This is a genomic window from Pseudomonas sp. 210_17 TE3656 (assembly GCF_054821965.1).
Genome location: NZ_JBTRBC010000001.1, coordinates 548,951 through 562,970, shown reverse-complemented (window position 1 = coordinate 562,970; position 14,020 = coordinate 548,951). Strand labels below are relative to the sequence as shown.

Below are 14,020 nucleotides of genomic sequence, written 5' to 3'. Positions count from 1 at the left end.
GTTATCGCGAAGCTGTGGGAGCGGGCTTGCCCCGCGATGATGCCCGCACCCGCTTACCCGCACCGGCATTACTCTTGCGCTTCTTTTTCCATGGTGTACGCGGCAGCGCCGGGCCGCTGATGGTCAGGTTCAACCCGGCACAGCGCTCCACCTGCTTGCTCATCCATGCCGACTGCTTGGCGACAAAGTCTTCCAGGCTCATTTCACCACTCTGGACCATGTCCAGCGCCTGCTCCCAGATTGCCGTGGTGCCCGGATCGGCAATCGCCCGGGGCACGGCGTCAATCAGGCTGAAGGCTGCTGGCGTGGCACTCAGTGCCTTGCCCTGCTTGATCAGATAACCACGGTCCAGCAGGCCCTGGATGATTCCCGCGCGGGTAGCTTCAGTGCCGATGCCGGTGGTGTCCTTGAGCTTCTGTTTCAGGCGTGGGTCGTCCACCAGTTTGGCGACGTTTTTCATGGCCTTGATCAGGTCGCCTTCGGTGAAGGGTTTGGGCGGTTGGGTCCACAGGTCCTTGAGATTGACTTCGGCCACGGCGCAGTCCTGCCCTTGCTGCAAGGCTGGCAGTACTTGCGCGACCGGAGCCTCACGACCTTTGGCCGGGGTCAGCGCCTCAGGCAGGGCGCGGCGCCAGCCCGGCTCGACGATCTGCTTACCCACCGCACGCAGGGCCTGGCCGGCGCAGTCGAAGTCGGCCTGGGTGCGGTCGTATTCGTGGTTGGGCAGGAACTGCGCCAGGTAGCGGGCGCGAATCAGGGTGTAGACCGCCTTGAACTTGGGCGGCAAACGCGAAGGGTCGCTGGCCGCCGCGGTAGGGATGATGCCGTGGTGAGCACTGACCTTGGCATCGTTCCAGGCGCGTGAGCGGCGCTGGGCCTGAAGATGCCCCTGCAGTGGTGCAAGGCTGGAGTCGGCACGCAGCAGCGCGGCAAGGATGGCTGCTGCCTCGGCGTGCTGACTCAGCGGCAGGTAGCCGCAGTCGCTGCGCGGGTAGGTGATCAGCTTGTGGGTTTCATACAACGCCTGGGCAATGTCGAGGGTCTCCTGGGCACCGAGGCCGAGCTTTTTCGAGCACAGTTCCTGCAGGGTGCCAAGGTCGAAGGGCAGGGGCGCAGCTTCACGTACCCGCTCGGTGGCCACCTTGACCACACGGGCGCTGGCGGCATTGCCGATAGCCGCGGCGGCCTGCTGGGCCAGGGCTCGGTTGAGGCAGCGACCCTGATCGTCGCAGGTGTCTTCGGCGGCGCGCCATTGTGCGCTGAAGCGGGTCCCGGCACTGTCGAGCAGAACATCGATGGCCCAGAACGCCACCGGCACGAAGTCGGCGATGCTGCGGTCGCGATCCACGACCAGGCGCAGGGTAGGGGTTTGCACCCGACCTACCGGCAGCACGCCCTGATAGCCGGACTGGCGTCCGAGCAGGGTGAACAGGCGGCTCATGTTCATCCCGATCAGCCAGTCGGCACGCGAGCGGCCCAGCGCCGAGTGATACAAGCTGAAGGTTTCGCTGCCGGGCTTGAGCGCAGCCAGGGCCTTGCGGATCGAGGCATCGTCCAGGGCCGACAGCCACAGGCGGCGGATCGGCCCACGATAGCGGCAGTGCTCTACCAGCTCTCGGGCGATCATCTCGCCCTCGCGGTCGGCGTCGGTGGCGATCACCAGCTCCCGGGCTTCGCCGAGCAGACGTTTGACCGCCTTGAACTGACTGGCGGTCTTTGGTTTGACCAGCATCTTCCACTGGCTCGGGATGATCGGCAGGTCAGCCAGTGCCCAGCGTTTGTAACGGGCGTCATAGCTGTCGGGCGGGGCGGTTTCGAGCAGGTGGCCGATGCACCAGGTGACTGTGACGTCAGTGCCCACCCAGCAGCCATCACCGCGGCGGTTGGCGCCGAGGACCTTGGCGATGTCCTTGGCCTGGGAGGGCTTTTCGCAGAGAAACAGACGCATGCCGGCTGGGTGTCATTCTATGGCTGGAGTGAGGCATAGAATGCGCAGGATCGACCGGGCTGGCAAGTTTTATCTGTATGCATATACAGTTTTAGGGGTGCTGGCGGGTACCCGACTTTCGCGCCAGTACTCGCCAGGTATGCCAATGTTTGCGACTGCAATCGGTGGGGCCGGAGCCGGGAATGATGATCACCACCGCCGCGTTGCGCGGAGTGCAATTCAGGCGGGTCGTTATCCGGCCTTGCGCAGGGTCAGGTTGATCCGCAGGCTGCCCAACAGCGGATGTGCACCCGGCTTGAGTGGCAGTACCCCGTGGTAGCGCAAGCGGTCCTCGCCACCCCAGACCAGCACGTCACCATGGCGCAGGCCAATACGCTGGGTGGGTTCTTTACGGGCATGTCCGCCGAACAGAAACACCGCGGGCAGACCCAGCGACACCGACACGATCGGCTGGGTGAAATCACGTTCGTCGCGGTCCTGGTGCAGGCTCAAGCGATTGCCTGGGCGATAACAGTTGACCAGGCAGGCATCGGCTTGAAAGTTGTTGAACCCGGCCAACGCGGCTGCGCGGTTGGCCAGTTCCAGCAGCATCTCGGGCAGTACTGGCCAGGGTTGATTACTCAAGGGGTCGACCGAACTGTAGCGGTAGCCTTGGCGATCACTTACCCAACCCAACGCCCCGCAATTGGTCAGCCCCACAGCCATCTTCAACCCGCCGGGTGTGACCATATGGCGAAACGGTGCCTGGGCGACAACCTCACGCAGTACCGGCAGCAATGCCTGAACCTGGGGCAGGGCAAAGCCTGGCAGTAGCACCGCTTGTTTGCCGACCCATTGCGGTTGCGGTGGGTCTTGAGGATTGAACAGGTCCAGTTCGGTTTGCATCATCGACGACAGATTACGGCACGGGCAGGGGACATGCTCGGTATGATAAGACGCTTTAGCGGGCATGCGTCAGCCCGAACCCTGCGTTCGAACCCGGGTTTCACAGGCGCTTGGCGCTCCTTGCAGAAAAAAATAAACTTTTTGAATTCAAGGGGTTGCCAGCTCAATCGAATGAGTCCATAATTGCGTCCATCGAAAACGAGGCAGCTGAAAAGCTTAGCGTTTTCAAGGAGATAGCAGTTGTATTGAGTTGTTTCCTTAAAGAGTTGTATATGTTGGAGATCGCTCGTTCAAGGGTCTCGGGCATTTGAGGCCGAGTAGCAAAGTGGTTATGCTCCGGATTGCAAATCCGTCTACGCCGGTTCGATTCCGACCTCGGCCTCCATTATTGAAAGCCCCGCAGATTAACGTCTGCGGGGTTTTTCTTTGCGCGCTAGAAAAGCCGATCATTTCCGCATAAATAGGCATCGTTTCCGCATCGGCACATTATTTGGTAGGGCTAACCACCTCGCCAACACGGCGGTAAACGCGCTTTGTGATCTCCTCCTTGGAGTGGCCCAGCAGCCGGCTGGCCTGGCTTATGTCTTCGATCTCCGAAGCAGCCTTCGGTCGGATATCGCGGAACTGGAACTGCCGAACCTTGGCAGCCAGATCTGTGTTTCCATCAGAAGTGAGCTTCCGTGCCGCCTTGTCTCTCGCTTCGCTGAACCGGCTTCTGAGCATCTCCCAGCTCATCCGCAGGCCCGAGTCGTTGGTGATGAGGCGGGAGTTGCGCACGCCCTGCAGCTTCCGACGCTGTAGAAGCGCATCGATGAACAGCCCCAAGCCGGTCAGTTCACCATCGACATGCCGCCGGATGCGCAGCTTCTTGTCCGTCTTGTTCTGGTCACCCACAATTTCCCGCTCTTCATCTTTCGGGCCCGCCGCAACATCCGTGGCGGCAGGTCCTTGTTCGATGCCTTCCTGCTGCGCATCTGTTACCCCACGCGTGATAGATCCAATGCCCAGGCCTCAGCCACGACATTCGTTCCAGCCAGCTGATTTGTTTCGATGGGATCTGGTAGCCGGTGATGGCAGCGATCTCGTCCTCGACTAAGGTCTCGCTTTGTATTTCCATGATTGTCTCCACGCCGCGCATGGCGGCAGAGGTGGGGAGGGGTTAGGCCTTGGCCGGGAACCACTCGGTGTCGTATTCGAACTGGCTGACCAGCTCGACTGATATGTGCGGGATCTCGCGTTCGAAGCGCAGGGTGCCGTAGTGGTGCTCGACAAATGCCTTTGCCTCTTCGGCGAAGTGCTCTTTGAAGATGCGCAGCAGGTGGTCGGCTGCTTTCTCGACGTCCTCCTCGCGGTAGTTCTCCTCAACCAAGCCTCCGCGACACACCCGCCACACGCAGCGCTTGGGCTGGGACTCGGCGGCCTTGATTTTCTCGGCCATCTTGTCGCTGGCGTAGCGCGTCTGGTCCAGGGTCAGTGTTTCAACCCACTGATCCGTGCTGACTCGCATGGTGTGGCCTTGGTAACAGGTGATTTCAGGCATAGCTAATCCTCGCTCGCGCATATCGGCGAGCTGTAAACTGAGTGTGAATTTTCGAAGTCATTCAAGGATCAAGAATGAAAGCCAAGGGAAAATGGTCATCACCAGGCGCGCTGCTTCAGTTCCTGTCAGCTGCGGTAGGCGGAGGCTTTTATGGCGCCGGTGTAGTAGGTATTTGGGGAATGCTCGCAATCATGCTGCTGCCAAATCTGGCTCTTATTGCCTTCAGGTACATTCGCCTAAGTCGCGCAGGCTGAAGGTTCTGGAAATGGGCCTACCTGCAGGCTTGAGTTGTTGTAGGGGGGAAGGGGTATTCAGAATTTTCTTACAGACACTGACCTGGGCGGCGGACATGATGGTCCTGTTCGTTCAGTCAGCTGTCCTGGGTCCAAGACCGACGTAAGCCTGGCTGGGCGGCTCTATCCTCGTCTCATGGCCTCGGCCCCTTCCTGATCATCCAGGCTATGTAGAGCGAGGCGGCGATGGGTAGGAGGATCATGACCGTCTCCCGATTTCAGCGGCGGCCTCTACGATTGCACGGCGGGTGGCGGCAAACGGATCGTCGCCATGGTAGTGGTTGAACTCCCCGAACTTTTCCGCGTCGATCCAGGTGTAAGGCCCGGTATCCCCATCAAATGGCTCGACGATGTGAATTGCCACGCCCAGTCGATCTGCGCTCCCCATCACCACTGCCAGGCGTAGTGCATCCCCGTCATTGATCAGTGGGTTCCAGTGAGCCCTGACACCAGATTGACCTTTCAACCAATACGGCCGCTTGGGGTCTCGGCAAGTGCACGGTTCGATTTCCAGGCGGCCACCTTTGGCGGCCAACTGCAGCAGCTCGTGATCGGTGTTCTTTGCTTCAGGCATGACTTCGTCCTTGCCGCTATAGCGGCTGACTATGAAGGAGGAGGGGGATGTTGAAATGAGAGGAGGCTTCTGCCAGCGCATAGTTTGCGCCGGGCTCGAAGCGGTGAGGCTACTGACGTAGCCTCAAATAAAGTGCGGAATTAGAAAAACATGCCAGACTCACTCGCGCTTTTGAGTCTGTCTTTTTGAGGGTTCTTTTCAAATTGAGCTACTTTTTTGTATATAAGACGGTCTTTTTCGTCGCTCTCTTTTGCGTCGTTGAAAACTTCAAGCGTATTGTCGTCAATGATTTTCACATGCATTGAGCCGGAGCTTTCATCGTCCCAGAGCTCTACGTACCCAACTCGCTCGCTTTGTCGCGCGTAAAGCTCATATGGAATGGTTCGAACTTGTTCTTTATCATAAATAAACCGTTGCATTCCGAAATACAATCCGTTGACGGCTCGATCACTTGTGGCAGTTGGTATGGGGTTTGGGATTGAAGTAATGATGAAGCCAGCCCCATTTGCGGCGGCCCACTTGTAACCATCGATCACTTTCTCAAGGGCTTTAATTTGAGCGCCATATTCCCTGCTAGCTCTATCCTGAGGCAGTTCTTGATACTGAAAATCCAGCCGGGCGAAAGCAATGCTCGAGACGCCAAGGAGGCAGCTGAGCGCGACGGCGACTTTTAACTTCATTCCATTTTTCCCTGTTATTAGTGGCTGTATCAAAGCGATGGCCAATCGCCATTTTTGCTTATGGGGCGACCGTTTTCAACGTCGATATCGGATCATGGGGCTCAAAGATTTTGATCGCCTAGCTGACATCCTCGGTGCGTCACTGCCTGGGCGTGAGTCTTTTTCTTCAGGCATGACTTCTCCAAATCCGCCATATAGCGGCTATTCAATAGAGGGGAGAGGGTATTTCGGCGTGGAGTACAAATGTACTCCTTCGGTCAAAACTACTGCGGAAGCGGCAAATCGCGGATGCGCTGGGCCAACTCTGGGTAGTCTGCGGCAAGCTCAGCTGCTGCCTTGATCCCGTTCCGGTAGCCGTCGGCGCCTTGGGCTGTCATCTGTTCGGGGCTGGCGCCGTCGGAGATAGGAGGGCGGTGGAAGACAGCAGTCAGCTCTATGCCTTCCCGCTCTGAGGTCATGCGCATGATCCGGGCAGGGGGTGTATTCGTTCCCGCCTTCGTCGGTCAATTCCGAAGAGCTACCGACCCAGCCGCAGCGCGTACATTTAGCTGCGTAGTAGCTGCCAGTGAGTGGTTCTTTTCCGATATGGCGCGGCACGCTGACCATCTGTTCGGTGTTGCTGGATCGGTTTTCTGTGGGCATGGGGATATTCCTCTCAGGCGACTTTCGAGATGTCAGGTAGGTAATCGGTCCACCCGGCTTTCGGTAACTTGGTTTTCTGGTTGATCACTGGCTTGCCTTTGGCGTCGGTGATTTCACACTTGGCCCTGATGCGCAGATCGCGGCATTCACCTGTCTTTCTCTCAAGTTCCACGAACTGTTCGGCATACTGAGGTGCATCGAACAGTTGGCTGAGCTGCCTAACTTTTTTGCCGGCCATGATCTTGGCCGCCTGCTCCTCGACGGCCGGATTCCATTCCGCCAGGGTGAGCCCAGTTGTAGGCAGCCTTGAAGGCTTGGTTGTCTCTCTGGCCATAGCCAGCGCTAAGTTGGCGGTCATGCCGAAGACTGCGAATGTGTTCATGGTTATCTCCAGGCAGCCACCAGCCTCAATGGGATGGCGTGATTCGTTGAAGTGGGAGGGTGGTTCAGTTCAATCGGAGAGGTGCAACAGGCTTGCTGCCAGGAGCACACCTGACAGCTCTCGGAAAATTCCTACAAAAGCTACGGCAGATTCCTAGATAAAAAGCAAAAAGTGCCTAATAGAATTAGCCGCTAATTTTTTGTGTAGGAGCGAATGTGTTGAACAGTAAAAGACCTTACTGGACTGCGCTTTTGTTTCTACTCTGCTTCGTAGTCAATGCTGCACATGCCATCTCTATCGAATTTAACAAGAGCCAGTACGAACCTGGTGGGGCTCGTTACTATTTTACGGTCACTAGTTGGGAGGGTGGTGGCGATAGTGCTTGTAGTGATACGACAGCTGTTTCTTGTTCTCTATACTTGGTTGGGGCGCAAGGCCCTGGTGACTACATGGCTATGGTACTCAGTACACATTCTTGGTATGACATAAGGCCAAACACTTCCATGACGGCTGTGCGCAACCAAATGCGTGGCTTTTCAATTCCTTTTCAAGGTAGCTTATTTGTTCCGAAAGATAGAAGGGTTAGTGATAGTTTTTGTATTAGCTTTGCTCAAGGGTTCAGCTATGTTGGGGCGGGAGGTTTGGTCGCGCCCTTTGGCCCTTGCGCGAAAGTAATAAAGCCAGCGCTACAGTGCGAGATCAAAGGAAACGCTACAATTAACCATAATAATGTCAGTGATGCTGCTATCGATGGTAATGAAGCAGCAGTCACTCTTCAATTGACGTGCACTGGAGTGTCTAGCGTTATTGCCTCTGCAAGCAAAGAAAATCCATCGGGCGTTAAGCTGAGGGCGGATGGCAGCTTGTACTCCAAGCTCACGATTGACGGTAAAGCCCCAGCAAATGGTGTTCCAATCAAAGTTGAAGAAGGTATACCTACTCCTATCTTCATCAAGTCAACGCTGAGCAGCAATGGAACCGTGGAGCCGGGGCCTTTCTCCGGATCTACAGTGCTGACCATTTCCCCGCCTTAGTGTAGCGCCGAAGAGTCAGGCGGCAGCCCGGACTTTGAAGGTGAGCATGGCCGTCGCGTCGTCGTTGAAGCACTCAGCCAGCTCTTGATAGGCCCGGTACTTGGCCTGGCTGCGAGTGGCTGCCCACACGCGCTGCACATAGTGGCGCGCGTCGCCGAGCATGTATCTCACGTCATCCCAGTCATACAGGCCGTTGGTGAGCACTTCCCACTGCCTGAGCGGCAGCGTCTCGGTCATCTCGCCGTACTGTATCTCCCAGGTGGGGTGATAGTTACGGATGCGCTTCTTCGGGTCGCTGTCGAGGATGACGCCGATGTAGTGCCCACGATCCGCCAGGGTCACGCTTCAGCTCGGCTCGACTGGCTTCTTCGAACTGACGCGCTAGTTTTGGAGTTATCTCAAAAGCTGACGTGTCAGGTCGCTTCAGGCGCCGCGCTTGCTCTTCTCGGTCACAGGCAAGGAACGACAGGTGCAGGTCCTGCAGCAGCTCTTGCAATTGACTGAAGCCGTGGGCCTGCATCGCTTTCGACATGGCCAGCTTGGTGCCAGCAGCGGTAACCAGAGTCATCTTTTCGATGCCCAGTTGTTCCGCCTTTTTCTTCTCCCGGTCGCGGTAGTCCACCGAGTGCTTGGATGCTCCGGTCTTCTTCTCGGCCATTGCCGGTACCTCTCAAGCAGCCGGGCGGCAGTTTGATCCATTGCTGGCGCCGGCCACGCCGGACGCGATTTGAAGCTCTTTTCACGCTGCGATCTTTTCCTGTCTCCAGGCACCGACGGCTTCGAACGCTGCAGCGGCCTGAAATGCATCGAACAGGCTACAGCTGGATTGGCAACGGCTTGTTCGGAGTTTACCTAGGGAAATCCTGGAGAAGACTTCCCGCTTCTGGTGAAATACGCCGATCCTGTTGCCCGAGTTTCCGGCGCATTCCACATGCCACGTTCGTACACATGGTGTTGGGGTTACCACTTCTCATAAGGTCGTGCTGCCATCAACTGACGCTACGAGGCAGCAAACACCATGGACTCCCATAACATGCTCTCGGCTTCCCGAACCATCGAGTCACTACACACACGGCTGGATGCCTTGCTCCAGAGCATTACCGCAGCGTCGCTCCCTGCAGTACGGCGACGATCAGGACGGTGGCGGCGCTCCGCCGGAGAAGTCGGTGGCGATTCTAGGGGCTCAGCAACACTTCTGCGGCCACTACTCCTGCTCTCTACACTGCTTTCCACGGCTGCGATTGCCAGCGAAATGGTCGACCCGATGTCCTGCCGCAACGGTGCATTTCCTTCCGAGCAAAGCGATTTCGCCTTGGCCAAGGTGGTCGGCACACCGCGTCTTTTTCTACTCGGCGATATGGATGGCTGTCCAGCCAAGGGCGAACCAGCCTGCCGACAGCGCAGCTACGTGATCAGCGGCGATACGGTGCTAACCGGCCGCGACATAGGTCGCTTCCGCTGTGCGTTTTTCCCGAACAAGGGGGGCGGCAGTTCGGGCTGGGTCGACAAGACACACCTACAGCCGCTGCCGTTGGCCACACCGAAGCTGAAGGACTGGGCTGGCGACTGGCACAACGGCGACAACAACCTGCGCATCCGCGCGCGTGGCGACCAGTTGTATGTTAGGGGTAATGCCTTCTGGCCATCCGCCAATCCTGTAGATTGGCCTTCCACACACCTCGGCGAGATCGAGGCCTCGGCCACACCGAAGGGCGCCACCATTACCTTGCGCGACGACATTTGCCACATGGACGTGCATTGGTTGGGCGATGCCCTGGTCGTGTCCGACAACGCCGAATGCGGTGGCATGAACGTGCGCTTCAACGGCGTGTACCAGCGCGCAGCGAAGCGCTGAGTTAGACTCGGGCTGGCTTCACCAGCCGGCCAAGTGATGTAGCGGCGCGAAGGGAATGTCGTCGTCGAAGCTGTTGTAGTCGGGGCCCGAGGAGCCTTGCTGGTTCTGTGGCTGTGCCTACGGACGGCTTTGTGGGCGCTGCTGCTACTTCTGGTGGCCATTGCTTGTTTTGCCACATGGAAAGTGCAGGGCTGGCGTTATGAAACTCAGCTTGCCGACCAAGCAGCCTTGAGGGCGGCGCAGACGTATATCAGGGATGTCTGCCAGCGACCCTAGGAGGCTCGGGTTTTGCTTTGTCTTTTTGCGGCCAACTCTTTTTGACGGTTCTTCTTATCCAATCGGTGGCCCCACCAGAGTGTGGCGATACCGAAAACAACCAGCAGCGCTATTTGATATATGGGCACCATTTTCTCCTTAAAACAATTAGACACGCAGAAGGATTTGGCTGCGTCGTGCGAAATTTTTCCGAAGTGCTCAAGTGCGTGACGCGTCAGCGGCGATTTGATGGGGCTATTGATCAGGGTCTAAAAAAAGAAAAACCTGCGAGCAGGCCTGTGGTGGCCTGCTGCAATAACGTTCAGGAGTAGTGAGAGCAATAGTAATTTTTCTGGTTGTTTTTATAGGTTTTTAGGTTATTGCTCTCTTTGGATCCATTTATTATTTTTCAGATGCACTTCGGCAGCTCTCACAGCGCCATCCTTTGTAATGCTCGGATTTCTCAAGAGCTGTAACCAATTCACGACCGCCTATAATATTTTGGCAGTTGTTATGTTTTTCATTTGGTTTTTTCATGCCCTCGCATTTTTTTTGCAGGAAGGGGCTTACCACTGCCTGTTGCCTTGACGAAAGCGCTCTAAATCCCTTGTCGACGGCTAGCTGGGCGTAGCTTTGTACGCTCGGCTTTTCACCTTGAAATGCGTTCTGCGCGATAAGGGCCGAGAAAATCTCTCGCTCGATAGTCATTCGTTAATCCTTTATTCAACCAACAAGTTTGCTCATGTTGTTTCTTGTGCTGAGCAATGCGAAAACATACGTTACCATTGGGTGGGGCTTTAATGAACTGGGTTTCCATCCAGCTATAAAAGGCAAAGTTTCTCATTCTTGGTCAGTAAATGTTGGTTTCTTGCTGTTTAGAATATTTCAAGAGGTCTTTGTTACAATTTATTTCTTATTCGATGAGGTGGAGAAGTTTAACTTTGCACTTTAATGGGGTGGTGCGCCGAGCGAAATATCCTGTATTTCGCGATAAATTTAAGGGTGACGATACTCTTTATGAGCTTCTATTTTTTATAAGAGATGCACTGTGCTAATAGTAAGGTTCTGCTATTTCCTCTCGCGGGCTGTCGACCAGATGTGAGTGGGGGCTGGAATTCCCAGTCTACGTTCGGGAAGGCGGGCGGTGGCTCGACCGCGAGCACCGGCGTTGGTTTATGTGGGTACAGGATGTTTCGCCCAGGCTCGGCTAAAATTCATATGGCTGGGGGTGGTGAGGTGATTTATGCGCTACTCAAAAATCACGCCGTTTTTGTGGTGGGCTGCAGCCCTGCAGTTTTTTGCGATCTACTCAGCTGTCGAGCACAAGGCATGGGACATTGTGATCATTTGCCTGATGGTGATAGGCGTTGGGGTATGGTTCGCTAGAGCTGCGCGGCAATTGGAGGCCCACAAACAGCCGCGGGTGAGATAGCTAAAAATTAAGCTGCTCTTCTTCTGGCTGGCAATCCACCCAGCCAGAGTCAGCTCTAGGGGGCTGCCAGCCTTGCCGCTCGGCTTGGTGATCTTCCTGGCCTCCAGGGTAACTGGTCGTTGCGGTCCTTGCCGCCACCGCGCGACAGGCTGCTCAATAACTGGTTAGTTGCCAATACCAAGCGACGCGTCGGCATGCCCGTCGCACCACCGGCCGATGCGCAGGCTTATCTGAATGGCGCGATTTTTTTGATGGACGCAGAGGCAGGGTATGCAGTTGATGCACGCTCTTCGCGTTTGTGGCGTAGCGACGCTCCAGCCTATCCATAAGCAATTCACTCTCCCCAGCATTGTCGCATGGTGGAAATTTGCTTTGGGATGGGGTATTACGGGGGACCGGCATAGGGCCGGGTCTAGGAGGTCGTGGTGAGCTTGAATCAAGCGCAAGTCGATGCAGTAGAACACCTTCTAATGGCTTTCCTGAAGCGGTCCGAGAGCGCCCAGATTGTTGCGAAGGTCTACGAGGATGCCTATTCCTCAATCATGGGCAGCGAGGGCCCGGTCGGTATGGAGGAGAAGGAGGCTGCGCTTGAGCATTTGAACAATCTTCGGTTGCAGCTTAAGTAATCAGCTTTCCTGGCAAATTCGAAGCGCCTCACGTTCTCGGAAATGCTCAAGCTTCCGCGCCACAGACGGTGATACCGTGATTTCGTTGCGCGGCGGCGTGATGAGAAGCTTCGAGCCTTCTGGGCCAATCCTCGGCAACCAGACATGGTGAGGTGGTTGTTAGAACACGGTCATTCAATATTAAGGATTGATCTTGTGTCGAGCGCAGTGATTGTCAAAAGAAAGGTATTGTTCGGTGACTGTGACCCGGAAGGGATTGTCTACACACCCAGATTTTCGTACTTCGTTATTGAAGCCATTCATGATGCACTTTCAGTTTGGCTGTCCGGTCCTGGATTAAGAACCCTGTTAGGCTTTGATCTGCTGCCTCCGGCAAGGGCATTTTCGCTAGAGTTCCTTCATCCTGTTACTTGGGATGACGAGCTTTCCATGACGGTAAGTGTTTCCAGTGTTTCGCTTCACTCGTTCACATTCCTGGTCGAGGGTAATGTATCGGCAGATGTCAAAGCATTTACCGCTAGCCTGACACACGTTTGCGTCTCACCGGTTACCAAAAAGATCATTGAAGTTCCTGAGGCACTGAGGGCGTTACTTGTCCCTGATGAGTGGAGTGGAAGCGGAGCGCTTATGGCAGGAAGGAAATCCTGAAAAGCTGACAGTGTTGAATCGATTTGCTCGAGCCCGAAAATCAGCTTTTGGAATTTTGCCCAGGCTGTTGCAGGCAATAGCAGATGCAACACAAAAGGCCTGAGCGACTGAATTGCTTCGGTGGCTGGATTGCAGAAGAAAGAAACCCGCTAATCATCAGTCCGATAGAGTGGCGAGAAGATCACAGTGCAGTAAAAAGCCCGCCGAAGCGGGCTCTTTCCTGGTGCTGAAACGAAAAAATTACTGAGTAGCTGCCCGCAGCCTGATACCACTCACTTCGACCTGTTGGCCGATGGCGAACTCTTCGCGAGGAGAACGAACAGTTTTTACTTCACCGGTGCTGCTTCGCACCTTGTAAGTTCGTCCTTCTTGCCCGGTTGCAGACTGCACTCCGGATCCGACAAAAAAACCTACACCTGCTCCTACCAATGCTCCTATCGGGCCGCCTACCGCGCCGCCAGCCAGCAGCCCTGTGCCCGCACCAAATCCAGATCCAACCGTTGTGTCACCTTCCTGAGAAATCACTTCATCAGCGATTGCAGCGCTTACCTCAAAAAGACACAGGCTAGCGCTCAAGACAACAACATTTAACGGTTTCATGCTGCCTCCCAATGGCAGGCAACGTTACCTGCCATGATGGTCAAGGCAATGCCCCGTGTCTGTATAAGGCATTCGCCTGACACAAGGCTAAGCGTAGCTTGAGCGCCCCGAAGCGTCAGGGTCAGTGGCGCAAACAACCCAGCGCCACGATGCCCGCACTCGTGGCTTCGTGACGCTGGGCACCGCTTGGCTAGGACTGCATCAAATAAGCGGGACAGTTCACTGGGCTTGAGCTGTCTTCGGTGTTCATTCGGGCGCAATGCGCCATTGCTTCTTCCTTGCCCTGATAGCTTGGCTTGAGCCGCATTTTTTCCTGGTTGTCGTAGATGTCGAAGCCGCCCGACACGGTTGTAGCGTAGAAGCGGGTGCCAGCGCGGAAGGATTGCTGCTCTATTGGCACCGCCGGAACGATAACGAATCTTGGTTGCATTTTTTGTGCCTCCCCAGGCAGACAACTAACTATTAGTCATCCATTCGGGGAGCTGCAACAAAGCTGTAAGGTAGGCGACCAGAGGTATGTAGATTACCTCGCTACTACTGCAGTCGGGTCTTCGGAATATTGCTGTCTCTGTGTTGCACCTGGGTTGTGTAGGGCAACTGACCGTCTGTCCGTCAAATGGCAGAGA

Annotated in this window: 18 protein-coding genes and 1 tRNA gene; 6 read left to right on the top strand and 13 right to left on the bottom strand. The window is 55.9% G+C overall.

All coding sequences use genetic code 11. The features are described 5' to 3' along the window. Nucleotide 1 precedes the first annotated feature (1 nt). Together ACVI9W_RS02715 and alkB are read right to left on the bottom strand one after the other, a co-directional pair. Nucleotides 2–1,948, bottom strand: coding sequence for a DNA topoisomerase III (locus tag ACVI9W_RS02715; RefSeq protein ID WP_461529112.1), 1,947 nt, complete (start codon nucleotides 1,946–1,948; stop codon nucleotides 2–4). A gap of 231 nt (nucleotides 1,949–2,179) precedes the next feature. Beyond that, entirely contained in the window at nucleotides 2,180–2,836 is a 657-nt protein-coding gene (gene alkB, locus ACVI9W_RS02710; RefSeq protein ID WP_461529111.1) for a DNA oxidative demethylase AlkB, read from the bottom strand. 308 nt (nucleotides 2,837–3,144) lie between these two features. On the opposite strand from alkB, the gene ACVI9W_RS02705 reads away from it, so the two are divergent. Beyond that, nucleotides 3,145–3,218: transfer RNA gene (locus ACVI9W_RS02705), tRNA-Cys, on the top strand. A gap of 101 nt (nucleotides 3,219–3,319) precedes the next feature. On the opposite strand, the gene ACVI9W_RS02700 is transcribed toward ACVI9W_RS02705, so the two are convergent. Genes ACVI9W_RS02700 through ACVI9W_RS02690 form a run of 3 tightly spaced genes read right to left on the bottom strand, consistent with a single transcriptional unit; the run spans nucleotide 3,320 to nucleotide 4,340 of the window. Then, nucleotides 3,320–3,727: a site-specific integrase gene (locus ACVI9W_RS02700; protein WP_461529110.1), complete on the bottom strand. Its 408-nt coding sequence runs from the start codon at nucleotides 3,725–3,727 to the stop codon at nucleotides 3,320–3,322. Between the two features lie 13 nt (nucleotides 3,728–3,740). Beyond that, entirely contained in the window at nucleotides 3,741–3,950 is a 210-nt protein-coding gene (locus ACVI9W_RS02695) for a DUF4224 domain-containing protein (RefSeq protein ID WP_461529109.1), read from the bottom strand. A 42-nt stretch (nucleotides 3,951–3,992) separates the two neighbouring features. Next, the gene (locus ACVI9W_RS02690) at nucleotides 3,993–4,340 is read right to left on the bottom strand and encodes a hypothetical protein (protein WP_461529108.1); all 348 of its coding nucleotides are present in this window, start codon (nucleotides 4,338–4,340) and stop codon (nucleotides 3,993–3,995) included. A 107-nt stretch (nucleotides 4,341–4,447) separates the two neighbouring features. Between ACVI9W_RS02690 and ACVI9W_RS02685 the strand changes: the two genes are divergently transcribed. Continuing rightward, nucleotides 4,448–4,627 (top strand): hypothetical protein, encoded by a 180-nt coding sequence (locus ACVI9W_RS02685; protein WP_461529107.1) that lies wholly within the window; start codon nucleotides 4,448–4,450, stop codon nucleotides 4,625–4,627. Between the two features lie 238 nt (nucleotides 4,628–4,865). Here the strand turns inward: ACVI9W_RS02685 and ACVI9W_RS02680 are convergent, their stop codons facing one another. The 3 genes from ACVI9W_RS02680 to ACVI9W_RS02670 form a co-directional block, all read right to left on the bottom strand. Beyond that, on the bottom strand, nucleotides 4,866–5,240 hold the full coding sequence (locus ACVI9W_RS02680; protein WP_461529106.1) for a hypothetical protein: 375 nt from the start codon (nucleotides 5,238–5,240) through the stop codon (nucleotides 4,866–4,868). Between the two features lie 140 nt (nucleotides 5,241–5,380). Next, nucleotides 5,381–5,920, bottom strand: a complete 540-nt coding sequence (locus ACVI9W_RS02675; protein ID WP_461529105.1) for a hypothetical protein — start codon at nucleotides 5,918–5,920, stop codon at nucleotides 5,381–5,383. A 655-nt stretch (nucleotides 5,921–6,575) separates the two neighbouring features. Further along, the gene (locus ACVI9W_RS02670) at nucleotides 6,576–6,944 is read right to left on the bottom strand and encodes a hypothetical protein (RefSeq protein WP_461529104.1); all 369 of its coding nucleotides are present in this window, start codon (nucleotides 6,942–6,944) and stop codon (nucleotides 6,576–6,578) included. 215 nt (nucleotides 6,945–7,159) lie between these two features. Here ACVI9W_RS02670 and ACVI9W_RS02665 point away from each other — a divergent pair, with 215 nt between their 5' ends. Continuing rightward, nucleotides 7,160–7,978 (top strand): MrpH family fimbial adhesin, encoded by an 819-nt coding sequence (locus tag ACVI9W_RS02665; protein ID WP_461529103.1) that lies wholly within the window; start codon nucleotides 7,160–7,162, stop codon nucleotides 7,976–7,978. A gap of 15 nt (nucleotides 7,979–7,993) precedes the next feature. Here ACVI9W_RS02665 and ACVI9W_RS02660 read toward each other — a convergent pair whose 3' ends face one another. Together ACVI9W_RS02660 and ACVI9W_RS02655 are read right to left on the bottom strand one after the other, a co-directional pair. Further along, complete coding sequence (locus tag ACVI9W_RS02660) at nucleotides 7,994–8,320, bottom strand: hypothetical protein (RefSeq protein WP_461529102.1); 327 nt, start codon at nucleotides 8,318–8,320, stop codon at nucleotides 7,994–7,996. Beyond that, nucleotides 8,250–8,636, bottom strand: a complete 387-nt coding sequence (locus ACVI9W_RS02655) for a hypothetical protein (RefSeq protein ID WP_461529101.1) — start codon at nucleotides 8,634–8,636, stop codon at nucleotides 8,250–8,252. The genes ACVI9W_RS02660 and ACVI9W_RS02655 overlap by 71 nt, the downstream gene beginning before the upstream one ends. Before the next feature lie 606 nt (nucleotides 8,637–9,242). Between ACVI9W_RS02655 and ACVI9W_RS02650 the strand changes: the two genes are divergently transcribed. Then, nucleotides 9,243–9,833 carry a hypothetical protein gene (locus tag ACVI9W_RS02650; RefSeq protein ID WP_461529100.1) on the top strand — a complete coding sequence of 197 codons (591 nt, stop codon included), beginning with the start codon at nucleotides 9,243–9,245 and terminating at the stop codon, nucleotides 9,831–9,833. Nucleotides 9,834–10,490: 657 nt separating this feature from the next. Here ACVI9W_RS02650 and ACVI9W_RS02645 read toward each other — a convergent pair. Beyond that, nucleotides 10,491–10,796, bottom strand: a complete 306-nt coding sequence (locus ACVI9W_RS02645; protein WP_461529099.1) for an LIM domain-containing protein — start codon at nucleotides 10,794–10,796, stop codon at nucleotides 10,491–10,493. A gap of 1,149 nt (nucleotides 10,797–11,945) precedes the next feature. Here ACVI9W_RS02645 and ACVI9W_RS02640 point away from each other — a divergent pair. Together ACVI9W_RS02640 and ACVI9W_RS02635 are read left to right on the top strand one after the other, a co-directional pair. Then, nucleotides 11,946–12,146, top strand: a complete 201-nt coding sequence (locus ACVI9W_RS02640) for a hypothetical protein (RefSeq protein ID WP_051939439.1) — start codon at nucleotides 11,946–11,948, stop codon at nucleotides 12,144–12,146. Between the two features lie 195 nt (nucleotides 12,147–12,341). Next, nucleotides 12,342–12,794: an acyl-CoA thioesterase gene (locus tag ACVI9W_RS02635; RefSeq protein WP_461529098.1), complete on the top strand. Its 453-nt coding sequence runs from the start codon at nucleotides 12,342–12,344 to the stop codon at nucleotides 12,792–12,794. A 240-nt stretch (nucleotides 12,795–13,034) separates the two neighbouring features. On the opposite strand, the gene ACVI9W_RS02630 is transcribed toward ACVI9W_RS02635, so the two are convergent. Further along, entirely contained in the window at nucleotides 13,035–13,394 is a 360-nt protein-coding gene (locus ACVI9W_RS02630) for a hypothetical protein (RefSeq protein WP_461529097.1), read from the bottom strand. 190 nt (nucleotides 13,395–13,584) lie between these two features. Continuing rightward, on the bottom strand, nucleotides 13,585–13,824 hold the full coding sequence (locus ACVI9W_RS02625) for a hypothetical protein (RefSeq protein ID WP_461529096.1): 240 nt from the start codon (nucleotides 13,822–13,824) through the stop codon (nucleotides 13,585–13,587). Nucleotides 13,825–14,020: the final 196 nt, after the last annotated feature.

Excerpts from the sequence above, each read along its gene's own strand:
- ACVI9W_RS02625 (WP_461529096.1), bottom strand. The coding sequence starts at position 13,824 with ATGCAACCAAGATTCGTTATCGTTCCGGCGGTGCCAATAGAGCAGCAA.
- alkB (WP_461529111.1), bottom strand. The coding sequence starts at position 2,836 with ATGATGCAAACCGAACTGGACCTGTTCAATCCTCAAGACCCACCGCAA.
- ACVI9W_RS02645 (WP_461529099.1), bottom strand. The coding sequence starts at position 10,796 with ATGACTATCGAGCGAGAGATTTTCTCGGCCCTTATCGCGCAGAACGCA.
- ACVI9W_RS02650 (WP_461529100.1), top strand. The coding sequence starts at position 9,243 with ATGTCCTGCCGCAACGGTGCATTTCCTTCCGAGCAAAGCGATTTCGCC.
- ACVI9W_RS02680 (WP_461529106.1), bottom strand. The coding sequence starts at position 5,240 with ATGCCTGAAGCAAAGAACACCGATCACGAGCTGCTGCAGTTGGCCGCC.
- ACVI9W_RS02685 (WP_461529107.1), top strand. The coding sequence starts at position 4,448 with ATGAAAGCCAAGGGAAAATGGTCATCACCAGGCGCGCTGCTTCAGTTC.
- ACVI9W_RS02695 (WP_461529109.1), bottom strand. The coding sequence starts at position 3,950 with ATGGAAATACAAAGCGAGACCTTAGTCGAGGACGAGATCGCTGCCATC.
- ACVI9W_RS02670 (WP_461529104.1), bottom strand. The coding sequence starts at position 6,944 with ATGAACACATTCGCAGTCTTCGGCATGACCGCCAACTTAGCGCTGGCT.
- ACVI9W_RS02715 (WP_461529112.1), bottom strand. The coding sequence starts at position 1,948 with ATGCGTCTGTTTCTCTGCGAAAAGCCCTCCCAGGCCAAGGACATCGCC.
- ACVI9W_RS02690 (WP_461529108.1), bottom strand. The coding sequence starts at position 4,340 with ATGCGAGTCAGCACGGATCAGTGGGTTGAAACACTGACCCTGGACCAG.
- ACVI9W_RS02630 (WP_461529097.1), bottom strand. The coding sequence starts at position 13,394 with ATGAAACCGTTAAATGTTGTTGTCTTGAGCGCTAGCCTGTGTCTTTTT.
- ACVI9W_RS02675 (WP_461529105.1), bottom strand. The coding sequence starts at position 5,920 with ATGAAGTTAAAAGTCGCCGTCGCGCTCAGCTGCCTCCTTGGCGTCTCG.
- ACVI9W_RS02655 (WP_461529101.1), bottom strand. The coding sequence starts at position 8,636 with ATGGCCGAGAAGAAGACCGGAGCATCCAAGCACTCGGTGGACTACCGC.